This window comes from Mesorhizobium sp. WSM3864 (assembly GCF_002294955.1).
GTDB lineage: Bacteria > Pseudomonadota > Alphaproteobacteria > Rhizobiales > Rhizobiaceae > Mesorhizobium.
Window position 1 is genome coordinate 163,449 of sequence record NZ_NSGD01000010.1, and the last position, 23,593, is coordinate 187,041.

Sequence of the window (23,593 nt, forward strand, 5' to 3'; positions counted from 1 at the left end):
TTTTGATACATGTCGTTCACCCAGAATAGCCGCACGGCTCTGGGTGAAGCGATCAGTCACCCACCCGCAGCAGCCTGCCAAGACGATTGTCGTCGAGGAACTCGATCGTGATCGCCGAGGCCTTACCATCGGGGCCGACGACGAAGCTCACGCCCGCCGGCCGGTCTGGCGTCTCGGCGTCGGGATGGGTCAGGAACAGATCGCCGTCGAAATGCGTCAGCGAATAGGACCGCGCTCCGGCCGGCCCGACCTCGAGCACAAGGCCGTCGCCCGCGCTCGACACGGTCGCGTCGCCGATGAAGTCGTTGGCGTAGCGGCCGGAATAGGCGCTGGCCGGCCGGGCCGGCCTTGGCGGAGACGGTGGCGCGGCATATTCGGCCTTGGCCGCGGCGATCGCCGGACCCAGCAGCCCGGCATAGATTCCGTCCCAGGCCTCGACCCAGTCCTTTTCGACTTTTCCGTCGAAGACCAGATCGGCAAAGCTGTCGGACAACCCTTCCGGGACACCGGTCGGGAAAGCGTTGGTAAGGATAACGATGCCAAGCTTCTCCTGCGGAAACAGCGTCGCCACCGTACGCGCGCCGACGCTGAAGGCGCCTGCATGGCCCCAGTTCAGGCCGTGCCGGCCGAAATCAATATTCCAGCCGAGGCCATAGAAAGACTCGCCTCCGGTTACCGGATTGCGGCCCAGCGCCATCTGAGGCAGATGCGTCTGTCGCAGCGCATCGGAAGCAATCAGCGTCCGGCCGGCATAAACCCCGTCGCCGAGCACCAGGCGCATCCATTGCATGAGATCGCGCGCGCTGGAATTCACGCCGCCCGCCGGCGCCTGAGGATCGACATTGCGCTTGACCTTTGCGGCCCAGACGCCGTCGATTCTGACATGCAGCGCGGCGCGATTGGCGCGGCTGATGAAGTCCGCGTGACGGGAGCTGGTCGCAGCCATTCCAAGCGGGCGGTAGAGCTTTTCCTCCGCGACCGTCTCCCAGGGCTTGCCTGTCGGCTTCGCGGCCGCCACGGCACCCTCGGTCAGCCCGAAATTGCTGTAGGAATAGCCGGCGCGAAAGCTCGATGATGGCGACACAAAGCGGAGGCGGCGAAGGATTTCGGCGCGGTCGTAGCCGATGCCCTCAAGGTCGTCTCCGGCAGTGCCGGGAAGGCCGCTGCGATGCGTGAAAAGATCGCGGATGGTGAGTTCGCCGGTGGGATAGGGATCGGCAAGGCGGAAGGCCGGATCGAGATCGGCGATCTTCGAATCCCAGGATACCACCCCGTCGCTGACCAGCGCGGCCACGACGGTAGCCGAGATCGGCTTCGAAAGGGAGGCGATCTGGAACACCGTGTCAGCGTCGACCAGCTCCGGCCTGCCGGCTTCGCGGTGCCCGAAACCCCTGAGGAATATCACCTTGTCGTCATGCACGACGCCGATGGCGAGCCCGGGGACGGCACCATCGGCAACGGCGGCTTGCGCCAGCGCTTCGAGCTTCGGCAAGGCGGCGGCGATGCGCGCGGGCGTGACGGGATCGGCCGATGCCGCGTGAGGCCAAAGCGCCAGTCCGGCGATGAAGGCCAAAACCGTCAGACAGAGATCCCGACCAAGCCGCATCGCGCGCTCCCTTCCCCTGCATTCACCCTAAGATTGTACAGGCAGGCACCGGCTTGGCCAAGTCTTGCGCGGCCCTGATCATCCTCCCAATCGACTGGTGCCGCGCCGGGTGCGTCCCTCACCTCTGGGCCTGCGCCCGCCTTAGAAGGTCCGGCCGTCCCCCGACATCATGGCTGTGCTCTGGACACGAAAGCTTGCGTTCCTTCGCGCCCCCCTCTGTCCTGCCGGACATCTTCCCCACTTGGGGGGAGATCAGATGTGGCGCCGGCTTTCGCCAATCATCGACGGTGCAAAGGGAAAGCCGTCAGCGGAACTGCCAATCTCCCCCCTCGTGGGGGAGATGTCCGGCAGGACAGAGGGGGGCGCCGTAGAGCGCAACTGTCGCGGCGTGCCTCACCTCCTCGCCGACATCGAGCGGCAAGATCCAGCGGTTCCTGCTGAGGAAGGCGGAGGTAGAGAAGCGGAAGGCGGGATATTAAATTCGGGTTCTCCTCGGGATTCCGCCACGCAAAAGCCGCCAAGTCAGGCGAAGGCCACAAAGGCTTTGGTTTGAATTGGGGTTATAGAATGCGGCTGGTCTGGGCGTTTTTGTTCGCGCTGGCGAGCGGCGTGGTTTTCGCGGCCTCGCCGGAGGACGACTATATCGCCGCGCGCGACAAGGCTATTTCCGACATCGCGGCGCAGGAGAGCTCGAACGCGGAAGTGGAGACGCTCGATGGCGCCAACACCAAGGCGCTGGCCGATCTGGAAAAGCGTCTTTCCGCCATTCTGGGTCCGCTTTCGGTCAAGGATTTTCCGGCAACCGGCACGATCAATCTGCAGAGCCTGAGCGCCTCCGATATTGGCTTCGGCATGCTGGACGGGCTGCGCTACGCCAAGAGCGATGCCGGCCCGAGCATCGTCGCGACGACCCGCGGGCTGGTCGAGCGCTGGCTGCGGTCCAAGGCTGACGAGGACGATGAAGGCCTCCGGCTGCCCGGCGGCATCGACGAGGCGCTCAAGCTAGACGCCTTCTATACGCAGGCGATCGGCAGCGACGCCGCATTCGTGAAGACGCTCGACTTTTCACTGAAGAAGCCCGAAGGCGCCGATATCGCCGTCGCGCGGCTCGGCGGCTGGACGCAGGATGTCGGACCGATCTACGACCAGCAGGTCGTCGTCGCGGTGGTAAAGGGCGACCGCGTCCTGATCGCCGAGGCGCCCGCGTCCCCGCCCGTGCCGAAGATCGCGGCCTGCGAGGCGCTTTGGACCGCGGCCGACGCGGCTGCCCAGAAATTTCAGCAGGCCTATCAGAACTCGGACCTGAAGGACCAGCAGGCCTATGATTCCGCCAACGCCGCCTGGGAAAAAGGCGACGGCGATTATCGCGCCTGCATGGGCGAGCGCCTGCCGGGCGATCCGGGCTTCCCGGCACTGCTTGCCGAGGCCCAGCAGCTTGCTGACCGGATGACCGGGAAGTAGGCCCAGAGCGGTGAAGCGCTGAGCCGGCTACACCCTTCCCTCAGCTCGCGGCGGCTCTCATGTTGCGCCGGCGCCTCGCGGTGGGTCGCGCCGGCTCCACGATATGCCCGTTGGTGACATGCCCATTCGTCACGGGCACAACATCCTGCCGAGCCCGGGCGTCGGTCACCCTGTGCAGCCGCTCATAAGGCAGCAGCTCCTTGATGCGGGCATTCAGCGTCTCGACCTCGGCGCGCAGGTCCTCGCATTCCTGTTTCTGGATATCGAGCTGGATCTGCTCCGACGCCTGCTGCAGCGATAGCTGCGAGAGATTGGTGCTGATCACCGACAAATTCTTCTTGTCCAATTCGCTCTCGTTCCTGAGAACGGCAAGCTTCTCTTCCGCGATCTGCCGCTCGGTCACGGCGTCATTCAACTGCGCCCTCAGTCCTGTCGCCTCGGCGACCGCATCGGTCTTGTCGATGGAGGCCTGCTCGAGCCGCGATTGCAGCTCCTGGATTTCGGAGCGCAAGCCGCGCAGCTCCGCCCGGCTCCGCGCAAGCTCCGCCGCGCCATCGCTTTCGGCAATGCGGGCGGCTTCGGTTACCTCGGCAAGCTTGGCCTGCGTCGTCTCCAATGATTTCTGCAGCCGGGCCTCCTCCTTCTCGTGGCTACCGAGCTGGGCCATCAGTTCGGCAACGCGCGTGGCTTCGTTGGCGTGGGTCGCCGCGAACTCGTCGAATTTGTGCCGGGCCTCGGCCTCGCGCTTTTGCGCCTGCTCCAGCTCGATCGAAAGCCCGACCTGCTTCTCGCGCAGCAGCTTGTTCTCGACAGCGCGCCTGTCGGCTTCGACGGTCTTGGCCGTCAGGGTCTTGACGATCTCACCGAACTCAGCCTCGCGCCTGGCGCTCTCATTGCCCATCTCGACCATTTCGAGCCGCACCGCTGCAAGCGCCTCGCGCAGCGACTCCCTGTCCTGGACGAGACTTGCCTCGCGCTGCTGCCAGGCCTCGGCCGCGCCGTCGCGTTCGCGCTGCTTGCGCGTAGCGTCAAGCAATTGTTCCGACAAGGCCTTGTGTTCGGAGCCCAGAGCGGCGTTCTCCAGCTCCAGCTCATTGGCGCGCAGCGCATCGCGATGCAGGGCGTTCAGGATATCGCGCGTCATGTGGTGCGCTGTGGCGATCTCGGCCAGCCTTGACCCGATCTCCTCCAGATGACCCTGTCCGTCGCGGAAGAGTCCGGAAACGGCTTCCAAGGCGGCCAACCGTGTCTGGGTGTGCGGCGTCAGCCGGGAGGCGGAAGCCTCGGACTGAGTCTCGCCCGGCGGTTCCTCCTCGCTTGCCGCCAGGTCGGCGGCAGAATCGTATCCCGGGGAGGTCTCTTCGTCAGCCGAAAGACATTCTTCGAAAGCCTCTGCCAGATCCGACTGGAGCTCTTGAAATTCCTTGTCTACGTCCTCGGCCCGTTTGATCAGGGATTTGAAATTCATAACGGCACACCTCTTACGCTCACACCCGCCGTATTACTTAACGAATTGCTAATCTAGCCCTTAACGTTCCGTACGGGAAGCCTGACCAAAAGAAGGAAGGAATTAAGGTTATCGCGGATTTCCAGAGGCTTGCGCGGTGTTCCGTCAGCGGCATCTGCGCTCAGCGCGGTAAACGGTTAGAATGGCCTGCGTCGGCCGCACGTCATCGAGCCGCAAGCGAGCCTCTTGCGCCCGCTGCGAGCGGATCACTCGTTTGGAAAGGGAGCCGTTCCACGCTCCAGCCAGCACCCACGCCAGCGTTGGCCGTTCCATCTAGCCACGAGAGTTCCGTCATGCCGCAGGGGCCGGACCGGTCGGTCCAACCCCTGCACTGAGACATCAGCTCTTGATTTCGATACGCTTGGCCTGCGACTGCGCCTTCGCGGTCTTGGGCAGCATTACCGTCAGCACGCCGTTCTTGAAGCGGGCATCGATCTTGTCTTCTTCGATCTCGTAGCCCAGCGGGATGCGACGCTCGAAGCGGCCATAGACGCGCTCGGAGAACTGCCGCTCCTTGTCCTCCGTCTCGGAGCGCTTTTCACCCTTCAGCGTCAGCACGCCATCATCAAGCAGCACCTCGATGTCCTTCTCGTCCAGGCCCGGGACTTCGGCCGCCACCTTGATCTCCTTCTCGTTGTCGGAGATCTCAACGCTCGGCCAGCCGGCACCAAAGGCTGATACGCCGCCTAGGGATGGCAAGCCGGAACCGAAACCCCGGAAGACGTCGTCGAACAGCCGATTCACCTCGCGATGCAGCGACAGGAAAGGATCGCGTTCGCCGTCGCGGAAGACACTTGGAACCTGGTTGCCATTGTTTCGGCCCCAGGGAATCAGATCACGAACACTCATTTTTTCCTCCTTTCTGTTCATCCGGAAGACAAGGAAGCGCCGGGAACATCACCCGGCGCTTGGCGCAAAGCGCGGCGAGAAGGCTCAGGCCGCCTTGTTGTCGGCCTCGATTTTCTTTGTCGCGGCCTTTGGCGATGATTTGTCCGCCGTGATCTCGATCCGGCGCGGCTTCATTTCTTCCGGGATCTCGCGTTTGAGGTCGATTGTCAGCAGGCCGTTGACGAGGCTCGCATCGACGACCTTGACGTGATCGGCAAGCTCGAAGCGACGCTGGAATGCGCGGCCGGCAATGCCGCGATGCAGGTACTCGCCGTTATCCTCGCCTGCCTTTTGGCCAGAAACCATCAGCATGTTCTGCTCCTGGGTAATGGCCAGTTCGTCCTGGCTGAAGCCTGCCAGGGCCATGGTGATGCGGTAGTCGTCCTCGCCGCTCTTGGCGATATCGTAGGGCGGCCAGTTGTCAGCGGTTTCGATGCGGCTTGCGGTCTCGAGCGCGTTCAGCATTCGATCGAAGCCGATGCTCGACCGGAACAGGGGAGAAAAGTCGAAACTGGTTCTCATAGCTACATCCTCCATTGAGCAACATAGATACGAGGAGCGCCAAGGCAGCGGCGCTCCTTGACCTTGCCGGCCACTTCAGGCGCCGGCAGGCTCGATTTGGGAATTGATTCCTTTGCCGTCAAGAGGTCCGGGGCGCGCCCGTCAAAGCTGCATAATTTACCTTTGTTTTCACGGCGCTAGCACTCGGCTGTTGCGAGTGCCAAAAAATTTCTTGCGGCCTCTTGAAACCGGCGCGTGCAAAACCACATCCACATGCGCGAGGCCGAAAGGATCGCGAGCCCCGCTCCGGTCCTTCCGGTCCGGAGTGGAGGAACCTCTCAAAATCTGTTTGTCCCGAAGGAGAACGATATGAAGTTCCATCCATTGCATGACCGCGTTCTGGTCCGCCGCGTCGAGGCCGAGGAGAAGACGGCCGGCGGCATCATCATCCCGGACACGGCGAAGGAGAAGCCGCAGGAAGGCGAGATCATCGCCGTCGGTTCCGGCGCGCGCGACGAGAGCGGCAAGCTCATTCCCCTCGACGTCAAAGTCGGCGACCGCATCCTGTTCGGCAAGTGGTCCGGCACCGAGATCAAGCTCAACGGTGAAGACCTGCTCATCATGAAGGAAAGCGACGTGATGGGTGTGGTCGAGCAGACATCGGCGTTGGGAAAAGCGGCTTGAACCGGCCCACCCGATCCGGTGAATGAAAGCTGCCTGCTGAAGGAGTGTTCCAATGGCTGCCAAGGAAGTGAAATTCCATTCCGACGCCCGCGACCGCATGTTGCGCGGCGTCAATATTCTCGCCGACGCGGTGAAAGTCACCCTCGGCCCTAAGGGCCGCAATGTCGTCATCGACAAGTCGTTCGGCGCTCCGCGCATCACCAAGGACGGCGTCACTGTCGCCAAGGAGATCGAGCTCGAGGACAAGTTCGAGAACATGGGCGCGCAGATGGTGCGCGAGGTCGCCTCGAAAACTAGCGATATCGCCGGCGATGGCACGACCACCGCGACCGTTCTCGCCCAGGCCATCGTCAGGGAAGGTGCCAAGGCCGTTGCCGCCGGCATGAATCCCATGGATCTGAAGCGCGGCATCGACAAAGCCGTCGAGGCTATTGTTCAGGAGTTGAAGACCAACGCCCGCAAGGTGACCAGAAATGACGAGATCGCCCAGGTCGGCACGATTTCCGCCAATGGTGATGCCGAGATCGGCCGTTTCCTTGCTGAGGCGATGCAGAAGGTCGGCAACGAGGGCGTCATCACCGTCGAGGAAGCCAAGACCGCCGACACCGAGCTGGAAGTGGTCGAAGGCATGCAGTTCGATCGCGGTTATCTCTCGCCTTACTTCATCACCAATCAGGATAAGATGCGCGTCGAGCTCGAAGAGCCCTATGTGCTGATCCACGAGAAGAAGCTTTCCAACCTGCAGGCGCTGCTGCCGGTTCTGGAGGCGGTGGTTCAGTCGGCGAAGCCCCTGCTCATCATCGCGGAGGATGTCGAGGGCGAGGCGCTCGCGACGCTGGTGGTCAACAAGCTGCGCGGCGGCCTGAAGGTTGCGGCCGTCAAGGCTCCGGGCTTCGGCGACCGCCGCAAGGCCATGCTGGAGGACATCGCCATCCTCACCGGCGGCACCGCTATCAGCGAGGATCTCGGCATCAAGCTTGAGAACGTCACGCTGGAGATGCTCGGCCGCACCAAGAAAGTGGTGGTCGAGAAGGAGAACACCACGATCGTCGATGGCGCCGGCAAGAAGGAGGAGATCCAGGGCCGCGTCGCGCAGATCAAGGCGCAAATCGAGGAGACCACCTCGGACTACGATCGCGAGAAGCTGCAGGAGCGTCTGGCCAAGCTCGCCGGCGGCGTGGCTGTGATCCGCGTCGGCGGTTCGACGGAGGTCGAGGTCAGGGAGCGCAAGGACCGCGTCGACGATGCCATGCATGCGACGCGCGCGGCGGTCGAGGAAGGCATTCTTCCGGGCGGCGGCGTGGCGCTGCTCAGGGCCGCCAATGCGCTCGACGCGGTGGCTGCCGACAACCCCGACCAGAGATACGGCGTCGACATCGTGCGGCGCGCCATCGAGGCGCCGGCGCGTCAGATCGCCGAGAACAGCGGGGCGGAAGGCTCGATCATCGTCGGCAAGCTGCGCGAGAAGACCGATTTCGCCTATGGCTGGAACGCCCAGACCGGCGAATATGGCGATCTTTTCAGCCAGGGCGTTATCGATCCGGCCAAGGTCGTGCGCACCGCGCTGCAGGATGCAGCCTCGATCGCCGGCCTGCTCGTCACCACCGAGGCGATGGTCGCCGAGAAGCCGAAGAAGGAAGCGGCACCCGCCATGCCCGCCGGCGCCGGCATGGACTTCTAGGACGCTGGGGAGGCGCGGCGCCGACACAGCCAATCTCCCCCGACAGGGTTCAATCGGGGGAGATTGGTCGGCAGGGCAAAAGGGAGCGCGAGGGAAACGGCACCCTTCTGAATTGACAAGAACCGGAAAAGCGAGAAAGCACTCCGCGACAGATCGGCTGGCGGGACGCGCCCCCTTTGTCCTGTCGGACATCTCCCCTCATCGGCGGAGATTGGCAGCTTCGACACGCCGCGGCGCGACGGGCCAGAGTTACTATGTGGGAAGATTCTGAATGACGACGGATACCAAGACGACGGAAACCAGGACATTCGAGGCGGATGTCTCGCGGCTGCTGCACATGATGGTGCATTCGGTCTATTCGGACCGGGACGTCTTCCTGCGCGAGCTGATCTCCAACGGCGCGGACGCGTGCGAGAAGCTGCGCTTCGAAGCGATCACCCGTCCCGAGCTGCTGGGCGAAGACGCAAAGCCGCGCATCACCATTTCGGCGGACCCCGACAACAAGCAGCTTGCCGTCGAGGACAACGGCATCGGCATGGGCCGCGAGGAGATGGCCGAGGCTCTGGGCACCATCGCACGCTCCGGCACCCGTGCCTTCATCGAGCGCGTCGAGGCCGGCAAGGCGACTGAGGACTCGCAACTCATCGGCCAGTTCGGCGTCGGCTTCTACTCCGCTTTCATGGTGGCCGATCATGTCGATGTCATCAGCCGGCAGGCCGGCAGCGAGGAAGCCTGGCGCTGGTCTTCCGACGGCAAGGGCACCTACGAGATCGCTCCCGTGCCGCTTGCGGCAGCTCCCAGGCGCGGCACGCGCGTCGTGCTGCATCTGATGGACGATGCGAGTTCCTACACCACGCCTTACCGGCTCGAAGGGCTGGCGAAGTCGCAGTCCGGCCACGTGCCGGTGCCGATCACGCTTGTTGAGAAGCCGGGCGCCGAGCCGCGCGATATCGCCGACGGCACGGCGCTCTGGGTGAGGCCGAAGAGCGACATAAAGCCCGAGGAATATACCGACTTCTACCGCAGCATCGCCGGCCAGTATGACGAGCCGGCCGCCACCATCCACTTCCGCGCCGAGGGTCGGCACGAATACAGCGCGCTTGCCTTCGTGCCGGGCTCGCGTCCGTTCGATCTCTTCGACCAGGACCGCAAGGGTCGTATGAAGCTCTACGTGCGGCGCGTCTTCATCACCGACGATGCCGACGTGTTGCCGCGCTATCTGCGCTTCGTGCGCGGCCTGGTCGATTCCGCCGATCTGCCGCTCAACGTCTCGCGCGAGATGATCCAGGAAAACCCGCTGCTCGCCGCGATCCGCAAGGGTGTCACCAACCGCGTCCTCGGCGATCTTGGCAAACTCGCCGATAACGATGCCGAGGCCTACGCCAAGATCTGGGAGAATTTCGGCGTCGTGCTCAAGGAAGGCATCTACGAGGACTACGAGCGGCGCGAGCAGCTGCTGAAGCTCGCCCGCTTCCGCTCGACCGCTTCCGGCGAAACGCTGCGCAGCCTGGCCGATTATGTCGCCGCGATGAAGGAAGGGCAGAAGGCGATCTTCTTCATGGTCGGGGAAGACCGCGCCCGGCTCGAGGTCTCGCCGCAGCTCGAAGGGTTCCGGGCGCGCGGCATCGAAGTGCTGCTTTTGACCGATCCGGTCGACAGTTTCTGGACGACGATGGCGCCGGAATTCGACGGCAAGCCGTTCAAATCGGTGACGCAGGGCGCGGCCGAACTGTCGGAGATCCCGCTGCTCGACACCGCGTCCAAGCCGGATGCCGAAATCTCGTCCGAAATCGCGACCTTCCTGGCCTTCGTGAAGACGGCGCTGGGAGACGAGGTCTCGGACGTGAAGGCCTCCGACCGCCTGACCGAAAGCGCGGTCTGCCTGGTCGCACCGGAGCACGGTCCCGACCGCCAGTTCGAGCGGCTGCTCAACGCCGCCGGCCGCCTCGACAAGGCGGCCAAGCCGATCCTCGAGATCAACCCGCGGCACGAGCGCGTCACGGCGCTGGCGAAGCTCGGCGACGGCGAGCGCGCTTTCAAGGAAGACGCCGCGCATCTGCTTTACGACGAGGCGCGCGTGCTGGACGGCGACAAGCCGGCCGATGCCAGGGCGTTTTCGGCGCGGCTTGCTCGCCTGATCGAGCGCGGTTTGGCGAGGGAGTAGTGGGGGCGTTGGGCGCCTCACGGAGCCCGGATCCTGCCGTGACTTCTCACGAGGAGGCGGCGCAAGGGTGAGATCGGTCGCGATCCTTCGCGCCCCCCTCTGTCCTGCCGACGGGTCAAGGCTTCTCCACGCTACTACGCTCAGAGGTCACAGCGCCGCCCTACCCCCTCAGCCCCGGTGCCTCTTGCCCCGTCCTGGCGACATATTCCGTATAGCCGCCGCCATAGGTGTGGATGCCATCCGGCGTGAGCTCCAGCACGCGGTTCGATAGTGCGGACAGGAAATGGCGGTCGTGCGAGACGAACAGCATCGTGCCTTCATATTGCGCCAGCGCCTCGATCAGCATCTGCTTGGTCGCCATGTCGAGGTGGTTGGTCGGCTCGTCGAGCACCAGAAGGTTCGGCGGATCGAACAGCATCAGCGCCATCACCAGCCTGGCCTTCTCGCCGCCCGAGAGCACGCGGCACTTCTTCTCGATCTCGTCGCCGGAAAAGCCGAAGCAGCCGGCTAAAGCCCTGAGCGGCGCCTGGCCGGCCTGCGGGAAATTGTCTTCCAGCGTCTGAAACACGGTGCGCTCGCCGTCGAGCAGCTCCATGGCGTGCTGGGCGAAATAGCCCATCTTGACGCTCGGACCGCGCGCCACCGAGCCCTCATCCGGCTCGGAGGCGCCGGCCACGAGCTTCAAAAGCGTCGACTTGCCGGCGCCGTTGACGCCCATCACGCACCAGCGCTCGCGGCGGCGGATCTGGAAGTCGAGGCCGGCATAGATCGAGCGGCTGCCATAGGATTTGTGGATGCCCTTCAGCGTCGCCACGTCCTCGCCGCAGCGCGGCGCAGGCTGGAACTGGAAGGCCACCGTCTGGCGACGCTTGGGCGGCTCGACGCGGTCGATCTTGTCGAGCTTCTTCACCCGGCTCTGCACCTGGGCGGCGTGCGAGGCGCGCGCCTTGAAGCGCTCGATGAAGGCGATCTCCTTGGCAAGCATGGCCTGCTGGCGCTCGAACTGCGCCTGCAGCTGCTTGTCGGCTAGTGCCCGCTGCTCCTGGTAGAATTCGTAATTGCCGGAATAGGAGGTGAGCGCGCCGGCGTCGATCTCGATCACCTTCGAAACGATGCGATTCATGAACTCACGGTCGTGCGAGGTCATCAACAGCGCGCCGTCATAGTCCTTGAGGAATTTCTCCAGCCAGATCAGGCTCTCAAGATCGAGATGGTTGCTCGGCTCGTCGAGCAGCATGACGTCGGGCCGCATCAGCAGGATACGGGCGAGCGCGACGCGCATCTTCCAGCCGCCGGAGAGTTTTGCAACGTCGCCGTCCATCATCTCCTGGGAGAAGCCGAGGCCGTCGAGCACCTCGCGGGCGCGGCCGTCGAGCGCATAGCCGTCGAGTTCCTCGAAGCGGTGCTGCAACTCGCCATAGCGCTCGATGATCGCGTCCATCTCGTCGGCGCGGTCGGGATCGCCCATGGCGTTCTCGAGCTCGCGCATCTCGGCTGCGACGGCGCTCACCGGGCCGGCGCCTTCCATCACCTCGGCGACGGCGCTCATCCCCTCCATGTCACCGACATCCTGACTGAAATAGCCGATGGTAACGCCGCGATCGACCGAGACTTGGCCTTCGTCCGGCTGCTCCTGGCCGATGATCATGCGGAAGAGCGTAGTCTTGCCGGCGCCGTTCGGGCCGACGAGGCCGACCTTCTCGCCCTTCTGCAGGGCGGCCGAGGCTTCGATGAAGACAATCTGACGGCCGTTCTGCTTGCCGATATTTTCGAGACGGATCATGGGACGGTCCGGGAAACTGCGCTGAGATGGCGGGATTTGCCCGGGGCATACGCGAATGAGGGTGCGGAGGGAAGAGGTAGAAGCGCCGCATCCGCGCGCTCGGCTATTCCTTCGAGGCAGAACCCAGCCGCAGTGAAATTGATTGGCGTCGCCGACCGATCGAGCGCTTAGTGCTGGAGCCAACCACTTGATGGGCTCTGGCAAGGGAGGTCAACCATGGCCATGTACCTGACGCGCTTCAGCTACACGCCCGAGACCTGGGCTCGAATGATCGAAAACCCCGAGGATCGCCGCAAGGCAGCCAGCTCGTACATAGAATCGGTCGGCGGAAAGCTGCACGGGTTCTGGTACGCGTTCGGCGAACACGACGGGTGGAACCTGTGGGAGGCTCCGGACAATGTTTCGATGGCGTCCGTCGTGCTCGCCATCGGTGCCGGAGGGGCACTCAGCTCCTGCGAGACCACCGTCCTCCTCAGCGTCGAGGAGACGATGGACGCGCTAAGCAGGGCGAAATCGATCCGTTATCGGCGGCCTGGAACGTAGAGCCGAGAAAAGCCGCCTCGGAGGCGTGTCACCTCGCGTCGTGGAAGATGATACCGAGCGTATGTCGCCTGCCCGAGCGCAGGCGGCTTACGCCGTGGCGCAGGTTGACGCGATAGTAACCTCGCGTGCCCTCCACCGGCCGGTTGTGCACGGCGAAGACCACCGCGTCGCCGCGCTTGAGCGGCACCACCTCGGCGCGGCTCTGCATGCGCGGGCGCTGCTCGGTCAGCACGAATTCGCCGCCGGTGAAATCCTTGCCGGGTTCGGAGAGCAGGATCGCCACCTGCAGCGGAAAGGCGAGCGCGCCATAGAGATCCTGGTGCAGACAGTTGAAGTCGCCGGGGCCGTATTGCAGCAGAAGCGGCGTCGGCTTGGTTTGGCCCTCGTCGTGGCAACGCTTTAGGAAGGCGGCGTGGTCGGAAGGGTAACGGAGCGCGGCGCCCATCTTCTCGTTCCAGTCATTGGCGACGCCGGCGAGCCGTGGATAAAGCGTAGTGCGCAGGCCCTCGATCAGATCAGGCAGCGGATAACGGAAATAGCGGTACTCGCCCCTGCCGAAGCCATGGCGCGCCATCACCACATGGCTGCGGAAATGTTCTTCGTGCGGATAGAGCGCGGCGATTTCGGCGCATTCCTCCGGCGAAAGCAGGCCGGGCATGACAGCGCAGCCCTGGGCGTTGAGCTCGGAGACGAGCGCGTGCCAGTCCTGCGCGGCGACACGGGATTCGGCGGAGCGTCCGGCGCGTTTGGTGTTGAGGGAATGGACAGTCATGAGCGCCTCCTTCGATGCCATCAAAGTGGGGCGGAGGCGAAGCGGCGGCCACCCGATTCCTGCGGAAATGGCGCGGCCTTTACGGCGAACCAGCCGCAACGAAGCCCGCGCGGCCCTGCGCGCGGCGGAATGCCTGCTGCAGGCGCGGGTTGAGGCGCACCGCGTCGCGGCCGGCCTGGATGGTCCGCTCGACCTGCTCCGGCGTCAGCCTCAGCCGGGTCGGGATGACGTTCAGCGCGGCTGCCTCGTCTGGCGGCAGGTCGGCGAAGGAGACCAGTTCAACCACCATCTGGACGTCGCGGCACTTCCAGCCGGACAGGCTGCCGCGGTAGCGCGCTACCGCCGCCGCCGGCAGGCTGCAGCGATATTTGACCAGCTTTTCGCGCCACAGCCGGAATTCGAGCTTGAGGGAATCGAATTCGTCGCGCACCGAGGACGCGATCGAGGTGCCGGCGGTGGCGTCGATCATGTCGACCAGGCCCGGTCCCTGCTTGACCTTGACCCAGTCGGGTTCTTTCCTGCGCCCCGCATCGGCAACGATCATGATCAGCGTTCGCATCCTCACCGCCGCCTGCGGCGACAACGGGCTGTGCGGACTGCCGGCGATGTCGAGCGATTCCGCGAAGCCGACCACCGCGATGTTGTCGGTCAATCCGCCGTCGAGCAGCTTGATGTAGTTGACGCGGTCGTTGTTCTGGTAGGACTCCATGGCGCGAGCCGCGGCCTTGACCCGTTCCGGTGCCTCCGGATCGTTGAGACCGCGTTGGATCCAGTCCGGCTGCTTGTAGTTGCATCTGGTTGTCGGCGTGGTCGTCGAGACGACGACCGGCGCGAACACCGCGGGGAACGCCGCCGAAGCCGCCACCGCATCGGCGATACGAAGCTTGTCGAGATCGCTGCAGATGGCCGCGAAACGGTCGTAGGTGAAGCCGAAGGCCGTGCCGTTGTAGATGTCGGATGCGTGGATCCAGACCAGCGGGGCGCCGGGACGTCTGAAGGCGCTGTAAGTGGCACCGTCGAACAGGTTCCTGTCCAGCCACGCGGCAAAGGTGCTGCGGTCGTTGACGCCGCCTTTCCACAGCCGCGCCAGATTGGCCGGAGCGAGCTTGGCGGTGTGCAGCGAGCTCTCGGCATCGCGCAGCAAGAAGCGCTCGCGAAGCTCGCGATAACCACGCCCTTTGTAGCCGAGATAGGCCGCCGTCACCGCACCGCCAGAAACGCCCCCGACGACGCTCACGTCGTCGATCAGCGTATGCGCTCGCCCGCCGCTGCCGACCACGACATCGTCGAGCGCCCGAAGCACGCCATAGCTGAAGGCGGTGGCGCGCGTGCCGCCGCCAGAGAAGGACAGCGCGACCACGGTCGACCCGTCGGCGGGAGCATCGGGAAGGTAGTCCGGCGAGCCAGGCCCGACTTGCGTCACATGGGTGTTGATGGGCTCGACGTCATTGGCGACGCATCCGGCCAGCAGCGCCGCTGCCAACACAAGCAAGCCCACACGCCAACGCATCGAGGTCCCCCCGATCGCTCGTTCCCGGGCTCAGTCTATGCGCAGCAGGCAGAGCAAGGCAACGGCCAGCCCCGGGGGTCTTCGCCTCAAGCGTTCCGGCGATACCCCTCCAGCCCGGGATCGAGATCCACCTTCACTCCATTGGTGAAGACGCAGGTCGCCACCATGATGCCGGCGAAGGCGACGAGGTTGACGAGCAGCGTTTCGTCGTAGCGCGCCTTCAGCGCGACCCAGGTCTCGTCGGCAACGGCATTGGCGTCCGCGGCGAGCGCCCTGCCGAAGGACATCAGCCGCGCTTCGTCGGGGCTGGGTTCAATCAGATCCGGATCGAGGCCGGAATCGATCAGCGCGCGACGGAAGAAGGTGACCGGGACCTCGGCGCGCATCGTCTCGGCGATCGCCTTCGAAAACAGCCAGATCGCCCGGTCTTCGAGCGTCGGACGCAGGAGATCGCGCAGCGTGAACCATTCGGCATAGATGCGGTGCGCGGCCGGCGAGTGAAGCAGGATGCGCTTCATGTTGGTCATGCGGCCGCGCAGCGCAAGCTCCCGATCATGCTCGGCGCGGATTTCGTCGGAGGCGGTCGCATAGTCGATCGCAGAGAGATGCGCCACGCCCCTCACCCCAGCATCGCGTGCAGCGCCGGCGCGCCGCGCAGCGTGTTGGAGACGGTGCAGATCGTCTCGGCGTCCTCGACGATGCGCTGCTTGGTCGCCGCGTCGAGATCGCCTGCGATCTGCAGCCTGATGGTGAATGTCTCGACCCGCGCCGGCTCGTCCTTCGCCTTCTCGCCGCCGACATCCGCCTTCACCTCGCCAAGCCGGTCGGCGACGCCGAGGCGGGTGGCGGCGATGCGGGCGCTCAGCACCATGCAGGCGGCCAAGGAGGCATAGAGCAGGTCGAGCGGGTTGAAGCCCGGCGCGCTGACCGCAGTCACCACGTCGACCGTGCCGCCGGTCGGCGTCGTTACCGCCGGCAGGCCGCCCGGCGGCAGCACGGCGGAGGCGCCGGTCGCACGCGTTCTGATCTTCAGCTCGCTCATCGAATGTCCTTCGTCCGGTTTGGAGGCCATTGATAGCGGACGGGAATTTATCTCGGCAACCATCCAGGGTGCAGCTGCGGTTCTCTTCGTGCGAGGAGATGTCCGTGGAGAGCGGATTTGCCGCGTACCGGCTTGGCAATTTGGCTCCGCCAGTCAACAATCCGCGGCACCGCGCTGCCGGGCCAATGGCAAACGGGATTGAGGGTCATGACACCACGGAAATCTGCCACGCTCGCCGCTGTTGCCGTCGCCGTCCTTTGGCCCGCCGCCGGCGCGCCGGCAGATGGCGTCCATCCTGGCCCGATGTCACGCACGCAAGCCTTCGCACGCGCCGAAGCACTGACGGCGATCGGGCGAAAAATGTTCTTCGACCCATCGCTGTCGGCTTCCGGCAGACAGGCCTGCTCGTCCTGCCACGATCCCAACCACGCCTTCGGTCCGGCCTCCGCCGCGCCGGTCGAGATGGGCGGGCCGAACCTCGACCGGCCTGGCCTGCGCGCGGTGCCGTCGCTGCGCTACCTGCAGGCGGCGCCCGCCTTCACCGAGCATTTCTACGATTCCGAGGACGAGGGCGACGAAAGCGTCGACAATGGCCCGACCGGCGGATTGACTTGGGACGGGCGCGCCGACCACGGCAAGGACCAGGCGAGGATCCCGCTGCTGTCGCCGTTCGAGATGGGCAACAAGGATGAAGCCGCCGTGGTCGCCGCCTTGCGCAAAGCGCCCTATGCCGACGCGTTCAAGGCGGCGTTCGGCGCGGATATTTTCGACCATCGGCAGGATGCCTTCGACGCGGCGGTCGAGGCGCTCGGCACCTTCGAGCAGAGCAGCGCCGACTTCTACCCCTATTCCAGCCGCTACGACGCCTTCCTTGCCGGCAAGGCGCAGTTGACCGCGCAGGAGTTGCGCGGCCGTGCGCTGTTCGAGGACGCAAACAAAGGCAATTGCGCGAGCTGCCATCTGAGCGAGCCGGCAAATGACGGCGAGCCGCCGCAATTCACCGATTACGGCCTGATCGCCATCGCCGTGCCGCGCAACCAGGCGATCCCGGCCAACGCCGATCCCAATTATCTCGACCTCGGGCTGTGCGGGCCGCTGCGGGCCGACTTCAAGGGCCGGAGCGAGTATTGCGGCCTGTTCAAGACGCCAACCCTGCGCAATGTCGCGCTGCGCAAAAGCTTCTTCCACAACGGCTATGTCCAGTCGCTGCGCGAGGCGGTCGCCTTCTACGCCACTCGCGACACAGATCCCGGCCGCTGGTATCCGAAGAACGCGGACGGCACGGTCGAGAAATTCGACGATCTGCCAAAGGCCTACTGGGGAAACCTCAACACCGACCCGCCCTTCAACGGCAGGAAACCAGGCGAGAAGCCGGCGCTGACCGACGCCGAGATCGACGACATCGTCGCTTTCCTCGGCACGCTGACGGACGCGGACCAGGCCGGGCAGTGACGGCGACTGAAGGCTCACCGCAGACTTCCCCGGCCAAAATAATCGGTGGACGCGTCTTGTTTGTGTGGCTTCCGTCACAGACCGACAGAAAGCATCTGCTACATTAGCATCCCGTCAGAGCGGGGGCTCAAATGAGATTCGTAGCGGTGCAAGAACCGCCTCATCATAGTTGGGCGGTGTTCGACATGGCCAATGACAAGCCCGCCGAACATGCCGGGCGCGCGCTCATCGGTCTCACGTCGCACGAAGCCCGGCGGTTCGCCGCCGCGGCCAACGACGAGGCGGGGTATCGGGAAACCAACGCGCTGGCGTCGCATCCAGGCGGGTAAGGCATGGCACTGACGGTTCGCAATTCGCCGGGAAACGACAACCGAACAAGCGGTTGAGACGGCGTGCTGCCAGATTGATTCAAGCCTCACCCGGCCGGCGCGTAGCGGTTCACCACCAGGCCGCAGGCATAGGCTTTCGAGCCGGTGAGCTTCAGCCTGGCGAAGCCGCCCTGATCGAAGATGCGACGACCGGCACCCAGCACCGCCGGGTTGATGAAGAGCTGGAACTCGTCGACCAGCCCGGCGGCGATCAGCGCCGAGGCGAAGCCGGCGCCGCCGAACACGGCAATGTCGCCGCCCTCGCCCGCCTTCAGCGCATTGATCTCGCGCGGCAGATCGCCGCTCGCGACCCTGGTACGCTCCCACCGCGACGCCTTCAGCCTGTCGCTCAGCACCACCTTGTCGGCTGTCACGATACGCTGGGCGAAGGCATAGAACCGGTCTCGCGGAAATTTCCTCGCCGCATCGCCCCAGTGATTGAGGTAGCCCTCCTCGGCCATCTTGCGGCTGAGCAGAATCGTGTCGACGGTTGCGAACACGGCATTGAAGTCCTGCTTGAGCTCGTCGTCCCAGTCGCTCTCGTCGCCCCATTCCCAAAGCTGCCAACGACGGTTCTGGTCGGCGCCGACGAAGCCGTCGACCGACATCTGCATTTGGAGGATGAGCTTTTTCATCGCGCGGTCCTCTCGCATCTCCAAACACGGTTTACTTTTGAAATCATTTGACGCGCGGAAGGAATGCTGTCAATTGAAAAGTGATTTACAAATGGAACTAACTTCATGTCGACGAAGGAAAGGTCCGGCTGCCCGATCAGCCTGTCGCTCGAGCTCATCGGCGACCGCTGGACGCTGCTCATCATCCGCGACCTGGCCTTCGCCGGGAAAAGGCATTTTCGCGAGTTCCTGCAGTCGGACGAAGGCATCTCGTCGCGCACGCTGGCCGAGCGGTTGCAGACCCTGGTCGACGAAGGCGTCCTCACCCGCAGCGACGACCCGACCCACAGGCTGAAAGCGATTTACCGGCTGACCGAGGCCGGCATCGACCTTTTGCCGATACTCGCCACGCTTGGCGCTTGGGGCAGCAAATATCGAAAGGCGGATGAGGATTTGGCGCGGGTTGCCAAGGAACTCGCGGCAGGCGGCCAGCCGGCGCTGGAGCGGATGAAAAAGAGGTTGAGGAAGGAGCATTTGGGATCCCGCCCGCAGGTTCCGTTTCCAGTCTATGCACCCCTGCGCTAGACTCCGCCTGAACAGGATCGACCGTCATGATCGTCCAGGCCTGCATCAACGGCGCCCGCACCCCGGATTTTCACCCCGCCCTGCCGCTCGACCCGGATGCCATGGCGCGCGACGGCGCGGCCTCGGTTGCGGCGGGTGCCGCCGAACTGCATGTGCATGCGCGCGGCGCCGACCGGCAGGAAAGCCTTGCCCCGGAAGCGATGGACCGGACGGTGACGGCGCTGCGCCGCGCCTGCCCCGGCACGCTGATCGGCGTTTCGACCGGCGCCTGGATCGAGAAGGACGACAGGCGCACGATTGCCGCCATCGCCGGCTGGCATGAGCTGCCCGACTACGCCTCGGTCAATCTCAGCGAGGCGGCGGCGCCCGAAGTGATGGAAGCGTTGCGCGACCGCGGCGTCGGCATCGAGGCCGGGCTGGCGTCGATCGGCGATGCGCTCAGGCTGGCCAGCCTCGATCATGGCCGCCGGGTGTTGCGCGTGCTGATCGAGATTTCCGAGCAGACGCTGGAGGAGGCCTTTGCCGTCGCCGACGGCATCGAAAAGCTGCTGCAACGCGAAGGCATTCACCGCTCGATCCTGTTGCATGGCGAGAACGCGACCGTGTGGCCCTTCGTCGAGCGGGCGGCGGTGCGGAAGTTTTCGACCCGTGTCGGGCTTGAGGACGGCAAAGAGTTGCCTGATGGGACGGTGGCGGACGGGAATGCGACGCTGGTGAAGGCGGCGGTGAGGATCTACCGCCGGGCGTGACTTGGTTCCTCGCCTCATGGGGAGGACCCAAGGCCAAAAGTCAGCCGAACTTCGTCAGCGGCTTGGCGGTTATCTCGACCCATTCGCAGCGCCGGCTGCGGTGGTAGAAGGATTGGAAGGGCGGCGGGAACGACGGATCCGCGAACGTCCCTACCGGAATCGCAGTAAGGCCGGGCTGCGTGTCGATGCGGTAGTGCACCGTGGTCCCGCAATCAGGGCAGAAGCTGTAGGTTATCTGCCCGCCCTGCTCGCCGGTGCGCGTGAACTGCAGCGCGCGCCCATCTATCGTCACATCGGCCTCGGCAAAGCGCACATTGTAGCTGAAGGCGCTGCCTGTGCGCCGCTTGCAGTCGAGGCAATGACACACCGAGATGCGCACCGGCTCGCCCGCGCAGGTGGCCGACAGCTGACCGCAGGAACATTCGGCGCGTCGCGTGACCATGCTGGCTCCTTTCGACCGAGTCTCGGCACCTTATGCAGTTCGGCGGCGTGGTGAAAGCACCTATCCGCCGAGCGTCGCCTACCCCTGCCAGGCCGTCAGATCCGCCAATATCCGCGCCTTCACCGCCGGGTCGGCGTAGCTCGCATGCACCGATGTCGCGGCGAGCTGGCGGATTATTTCAGTGTCCCAGGCGAAGGTCTCGGCGCAGGCGGCGTAAGAGGCTTCGAGCGTCGTGCCGAGCAGCGCCGGATCGTCGGTGTTGATGGAGACGGGAACGCCGGCTTTGCGCAGAGCGTCGATCGGATGCTCGGCAAGCGAAGGATAGACGCCGAGCGCGATGTTGGAGACCGGGCAGACGCCGAGCGGAATTCGCCTCTGTGCGAGCAGGTCGACCAGAGCCGGCTCCTCGATCGCGCGAACGCCATGGTCGATGCGATCGGCGCCAAGCAGCTCGATGGCGTCGCGAACGCCCTCGGGACCGCTCGACTCGCCGGCGTGGACGGTGCGTCGCAATCCGGCCGTGGCGGCGCGGCGGAACGCCTCGGCGAAGCGCGGACCGGTGCGCCCCGCGGCCGCCTCGTTGCCGTCGATCGAAAGGGCCACGACGCGCCGGTGCCTGATCCTGCTCAGCATCTCCACCAGTTCGATGGCGTCCTCGGCCGACTGTGTGCGCAGCAGGCTAACGCAGAGCCCGACCGGCGGATATCCATCCTGCTCGGCCGCCGCGAACCCGGCATCGAAGGCGTCGATCATCCCGGCGATGTTCCGGTGCCAGTGCGGCCAGTGGGTCGGGTTGACGATGACATCGGCATAGCGCACGCCGCTCTTGGCCATGCGCCGCGCAAATTTATAGGCGGCGATGGCCAGCTGCTCGCGCGTGCGAAACGTGCCGCACAGCCAGTCGAGCATTTCGAGGAAGCTCTTCAGATCATGCGCCTCGAAGAGCCTGTCGCGCGGCGCGCGCAGCGGGATGCCAGCCTCCTCGCAATTCCTGATCACGTCGTCGGCCTCGAAGCAGCCCTCGACGTGGATGTGCACTTCGGCCTTCGGCAACCCGATATAGTCGGTCAATGAAGCCTCCCGAGCTTTGTGGCCGCATCAAATCACGAAAGGCGGGATCAAGGCTTCAAGAAATGACTGAAAGATTTGTGTGTGACGACAGCCAGTCTTCCCGCGTTGCGGGGGAGATCGGCAGTTCGGCCTCACTGCGTGTCCGCGTGGGCTCTCAGCTCGGCGCGCTTCTCGTCCGACACCACCGCCAGATCCAGCACCTTCTGCAGACCAGCCGCATGGCGGAAATTGGGCTCGGCCTGCACGCCGCTTTTCACCGCCTCGACGAAGCGCTGGTAGTTGGTCGGCACGGTGCCGGCGTCGAGCTCTTCCCATTTGGCGTCCTCGACATTGGCACCGATGCAGCCCTTCAACATCGAGCCATTGAGATTGTGCACCACCTCGATGCCGCCCTTGTCGCCATAGATACGCAGCCTGAGCTCGTTGAGATGGCCGCTCGCCCAGCGGCTGGCATGCACCACGCCGAAGGCGCCGTTGGCGAAATCGAGCGTCATGGCGAAGCTGTCATTGGCGTCGAGCTGGTATTCGCCGATGCGGTTGCCCGGCGCCTTGTCGAAGGCGCGCAACCGACAGAATACGTGGTCGATATCGAGGGCGGCGCCATAGCTGGCGAAGTCGAGGATGTGGATGCCGACGTCGCCCAGCACGCCGTTTGAGCCGTGGCCGCGCGAGAGCCGCCAGAGCCACTTGGGGTCGTTTCGCCAGTCGCCCCAGAATTTCGATACCAGCCAGCTCTGCAGATAGGAGGCCTCGACGTGGCGCACCATGCCGATCTCGCCGGCCTGCACCATTTGTCGCGCCTTCTGCAAAGGCGCGACGTTGCGGTAGGTGAGGTTGACCATGTTGACGACGCCGGCGGCTTCCGCCGCATCGGCCATCTCGCTTGCCTTGCCGAAATTCTCGGCCAGCGGCTTTTCGCAAAGCACCGGCTTGCCGGCGGCGATCAGCGCCATGGTGGTCGGGTGATGGATGCGGTCGGGCGTGACATTGGCGACCGCGTCGAAACCGTCCCAGTCGGGCGCCGCCTCCAGCGAGGTGAAGCGCTTCGGGATCTTGTAGGCGTCGGCATATTCGCCGACGCGGGCCGGATCGACATCGACGGCACCGACGATGTCGACGCCTTCGATGGCGCCGAAGCGGCGGGCATGCTCCTGCGCCATCCAGCCGGTACCGAGTATCAAAAGCCGCATTTTGCTCCTCCAGAGGAATTGGTTCGATTCAATGATATGAGGCGGGCGATCTAATTGTCGTTGATACGCAATCCCAGACAGAATACGGTTTAGCGGAAACCAGCCTCGCCGGGCGCATGCAGCTTGCCGCCGCGTTCGACGATCGGCTCCAGCGCCTTCTCCACCGGCACGTTGGGTGCTTTGAGGATGGCGGAATTCCTGCCCTGCGGGTTGTGCGCCCACTTCACTGCGTTGCGCAGCACCTTGTGCACGGTCGCGTCGTGGTAGGTCGGATAGGTTTCGTGGCCTGGGCGGAAGTAGAAGACATTGCCGGCGCCGCGCCGGTAGGTAAGGCCTGAGCGGAACACCTCGCCGCCCTGGAACCAGGAGATGAAGATTGTCTCCAGCGGCTCCGGCACGGCGAACTGCTCGCCATACATCTCCTCGTTCTCGAGCTCGAAATACTCGCCGATGCCTTCGGCGATCGGGTGGCTGGGGCTCGTCACCCAGAGCCGTTCGCGCTCGCCGGCCTCGCGCCATTTGAGCGTGCAGGGCGTGCCCATCAGCCGTTTGAAGATTTTCGAGAAATGGCCGGAGTGGAGCACGATCAGTCCCATGCCTTCGAAGACGCGGCGGGCGACGCGCTCGACCATATCGTCGGCCACCGCGCCATGGTCCTTGTGACCCCACCAGACGAGCACGTCGGTCTCGGCGAGGCGGGATTCAGGCAACCCATGCTCCGGCTGCTCCAGCGTCGCGGTCGAGGCGGAGATCGCCTTGTCGGCGTTGAGCGCGTTGGCGATGGTCGTGTGCATGCCTTGCGGATAGATGCCGGCGACCACCTCATTGGTCCGCTCATGGATGTTCTCGCCCCAGACGACAGCGCGAATTGTCATGGATTGCCTCGTGATGGTGAGAGGGTGGAGCCGCCCGGCGCAATAGATAGCGTCTTCGGCCGGCATTGGAAGCGGTTTTTGCCCTTCGCTCCGCTGCACATGACG

At 64.7% G+C, this 23,593-nt stretch carries 23 protein-coding genes; 9 read left to right on the forward strand and 14 right to left on the reverse strand.

All coding sequences use genetic code 11. The annotated features are described in order from the left end of the window. Nucleotides 1-52: 52 nt before the first annotated feature. Nucleotides 53-1,606: a serine hydrolase gene (locus tag CK215_RS20960; protein WP_095832020.1), complete on the reverse strand. Its 1,554-nt coding sequence runs from the start codon at nt 1,604-1,606 to the stop codon at nt 53-55. A gap of 567 nt (nt 1,607-2,173) precedes the next feature. Here CK215_RS20960 and CK215_RS20970 point away from each other — a divergent pair. Beyond that, on the forward strand, nt 2,174-3,067 hold the full coding sequence (locus tag CK215_RS20970; protein ID WP_095832021.1) for a hypothetical protein: 894 nt from the start codon (nt 2,174-2,176) through the stop codon (nt 3,065-3,067). A 40-nt stretch (nt 3,068-3,107) separates the two neighbouring features. On the opposite strand, the gene CK215_RS20975 is transcribed toward CK215_RS20970, so the two are convergent. The 3 genes from CK215_RS20975 to CK215_RS20985 all read right to left on the reverse strand — a co-directional run bounded on the left by CK215_RS20975 (nt 3,108) and on the right by CK215_RS20985 (nt 5,984). Further along, on the reverse strand, nt 3,108-4,535 hold the full coding sequence (locus CK215_RS20975) for a hypothetical protein (RefSeq protein ID WP_095832022.1): 1,428 nt from the start codon (nt 4,533-4,535) through the stop codon (nt 3,108-3,110). A 378-nt stretch (nt 4,536-4,913) separates the two neighbouring features. Beyond that, entirely contained in the window at nt 4,914-5,423 is a 510-nt protein-coding gene (locus CK215_RS20980; protein WP_066993187.1) for an Hsp20/alpha crystallin family protein, read from the reverse strand. An 84-nt stretch (nt 5,424-5,507) separates the two neighbouring features. Continuing rightward, nucleotides 5,508-5,984: an Hsp20 family protein gene (locus CK215_RS20985; RefSeq protein ID WP_066992873.1), complete on the reverse strand. Its 477-nt coding sequence runs from the start codon at nt 5,982-5,984 to the stop codon at nt 5,508-5,510. A gap of 348 nt (nt 5,985-6,332) precedes the next feature. Between CK215_RS20985 and groES the strand changes: the two genes are divergently transcribed. The 3 genes from groES to htpG all read left to right on the forward strand — a co-directional run bounded on the left by groES (nt 6,333) and on the right by htpG (nt 10,492). Further along, a complete protein-coding gene (gene groES, locus CK215_RS20990; protein WP_066992870.1) occupies nt 6,333-6,647 on the forward strand; it encodes a co-chaperone GroES in 315 nt (104 codons plus the stop codon). A 52-nt stretch (nt 6,648-6,699) separates the two neighbouring features. Then, on the forward strand, nt 6,700-8,328 hold the full coding sequence (gene groL / locus CK215_RS20995; protein ID WP_066992865.1) for a chaperonin GroEL: 1,629 nt from the start codon (nt 6,700-6,702) through the stop codon (nt 8,326-8,328). A 271-nt stretch (nt 8,329-8,599) separates the two neighbouring features. Further along, nucleotides 8,600-10,492 carry a molecular chaperone HtpG gene (gene htpG / locus CK215_RS21000; protein ID WP_095832023.1) on the forward strand — a complete coding sequence of 631 codons (1,893 nt, stop codon included), beginning with the start codon at nt 8,600-8,602 and terminating at the stop codon, nt 10,490-10,492. 160 nt (nt 10,493-10,652) lie between these two features. Here the strand turns inward: htpG and CK215_RS21005 are convergent, their stop codons facing one another. Next, on the reverse strand, nt 10,653-12,275 hold the full coding sequence (locus CK215_RS21005; protein ID WP_095832024.1) for an ABC-F family ATP-binding cassette domain-containing protein: 1,623 nt from the start codon (nt 12,273-12,275) through the stop codon (nt 10,653-10,655). Nucleotides 12,276-12,491: 216 nt separating this feature from the next. Between CK215_RS21005 and CK215_RS21010 the strand changes: the two genes are divergently transcribed. Beyond that, nucleotides 12,492-12,818 (forward strand): GYD domain-containing protein, encoded by a 327-nt coding sequence (locus tag CK215_RS21010; protein WP_170950344.1) that lies wholly within the window; start codon nt 12,492-12,494, stop codon nt 12,816-12,818. 28 nt (nt 12,819-12,846) lie between these two features. Here the strand turns inward: CK215_RS21010 and CK215_RS21015 are convergent, their stop codons facing one another. From CK215_RS21015 to CK215_RS21030, 4 genes are all read right to left on the reverse strand, one after another. Then, nucleotides 12,847-13,590 (reverse strand): 2OG-Fe(II) oxygenase, encoded by a 744-nt coding sequence (locus tag CK215_RS21015; RefSeq protein ID WP_095832045.1) that lies wholly within the window; start codon nt 13,588-13,590, stop codon nt 12,847-12,849. Nucleotides 13,591-13,669: 79 nt separating this feature from the next. Then, the gene (locus tag CK215_RS21020; protein ID WP_095832025.1) at nt 13,670-15,100 is read right to left on the reverse strand and encodes a patatin-like phospholipase family protein; all 1,431 of its coding nucleotides are present in this window, start codon (nt 15,098-15,100) and stop codon (nt 13,670-13,672) included. A gap of 86 nt (nt 15,101-15,186) precedes the next feature. After that, a complete protein-coding gene (locus CK215_RS21025; protein WP_095780159.1) occupies nt 15,187-15,714 on the reverse strand; it encodes a hypothetical protein in 528 nt (175 codons plus the stop codon). Between the two features lie 5 nt (nt 15,715-15,719). Further along, complete coding sequence (locus CK215_RS21030; RefSeq protein ID WP_095783462.1) at nt 15,720-16,142, reverse strand: OsmC family protein; 423 nt, start codon at nt 16,140-16,142, stop codon at nt 15,720-15,722. A 207-nt stretch (nt 16,143-16,349) separates the two neighbouring features. Between CK215_RS21030 and CK215_RS21035 the strand changes: the two genes are divergently transcribed. Both CK215_RS21035 and CK215_RS31380 read left to right on the forward strand, forming a co-directional pair. Continuing rightward, nucleotides 16,350-17,594, forward strand: coding sequence for a cytochrome-c peroxidase (locus CK215_RS21035; RefSeq protein ID WP_095832026.1), 1,245 nt, complete (start codon nt 16,350-16,352; stop codon nt 17,592-17,594). A gap of 185 nt (nt 17,595-17,779) precedes the next feature. Further along, entirely contained in the window at nt 17,780-17,923 is a 144-nt protein-coding gene (locus CK215_RS31380) for a hypothetical protein (protein WP_156751089.1), read from the forward strand. 86 nt (nt 17,924-18,009) lie between these two features. Here CK215_RS31380 and CK215_RS21040 read toward each other — a convergent pair whose 3' ends face one another. Then, entirely contained in the window at nt 18,010-18,597 is a 588-nt protein-coding gene (locus tag CK215_RS21040) for a dihydrofolate reductase family protein (protein ID WP_095832046.1), read from the reverse strand. Between the two features lie 105 nt (nt 18,598-18,702). Between CK215_RS21040 and CK215_RS21045 the strand changes: the two genes are divergently transcribed. Together CK215_RS21045 and CK215_RS21050 are read left to right on the forward strand one after the other, a co-directional pair. Further along, nucleotides 18,703-19,161: a helix-turn-helix domain-containing protein gene (locus CK215_RS21045; protein ID WP_095828758.1), complete on the forward strand. Its 459-nt coding sequence runs from the start codon at nt 18,703-18,705 to the stop codon at nt 19,159-19,161. Nucleotides 19,162-19,187: 26 nt separating this feature from the next. Then, nucleotides 19,188-19,910, forward strand: a complete 723-nt coding sequence (locus CK215_RS21050; RefSeq protein WP_095832027.1) for a 3-keto-5-aminohexanoate cleavage protein — start codon at nt 19,188-19,190, stop codon at nt 19,908-19,910. A gap of 40 nt (nt 19,911-19,950) precedes the next feature. Here the strand turns inward: CK215_RS21050 and CK215_RS21055 are convergent, their stop codons facing one another. The 4 genes from CK215_RS21055 to CK215_RS21070 all read right to left on the reverse strand — a co-directional run bounded on the left by CK215_RS21055 (nt 19,951) and on the right by CK215_RS21070 (nt 23,488). Next, entirely contained in the window at nt 19,951-20,352 is a 402-nt protein-coding gene (locus tag CK215_RS21055) for a GFA family protein (protein ID WP_095828760.1), read from the reverse strand. Nucleotides 20,353-20,430: 78 nt separating this feature from the next. Further along, nucleotides 20,431-21,423: an adenosine deaminase gene (gene add / locus CK215_RS21060; protein WP_095832028.1), complete on the reverse strand. Its 993-nt coding sequence runs from the start codon at nt 21,421-21,423 to the stop codon at nt 20,431-20,433. Nucleotides 21,424-21,554: 131 nt separating this feature from the next. Further along, on the reverse strand, nt 21,555-22,613 hold the full coding sequence (locus CK215_RS21065) for a Gfo/Idh/MocA family oxidoreductase (protein WP_095832029.1): 1,059 nt from the start codon (nt 22,611-22,613) through the stop codon (nt 21,555-21,557). A gap of 89 nt (nt 22,614-22,702) precedes the next feature. Further along, the gene (locus tag CK215_RS21070; protein ID WP_066993181.1) at nt 22,703-23,488 is read right to left on the reverse strand and encodes a ThuA domain-containing protein; all 786 of its coding nucleotides are present in this window, start codon (nt 23,486-23,488) and stop codon (nt 22,703-22,705) included. Between the last annotated feature and the right edge of the window lie 105 nt (nt 23,489-23,593).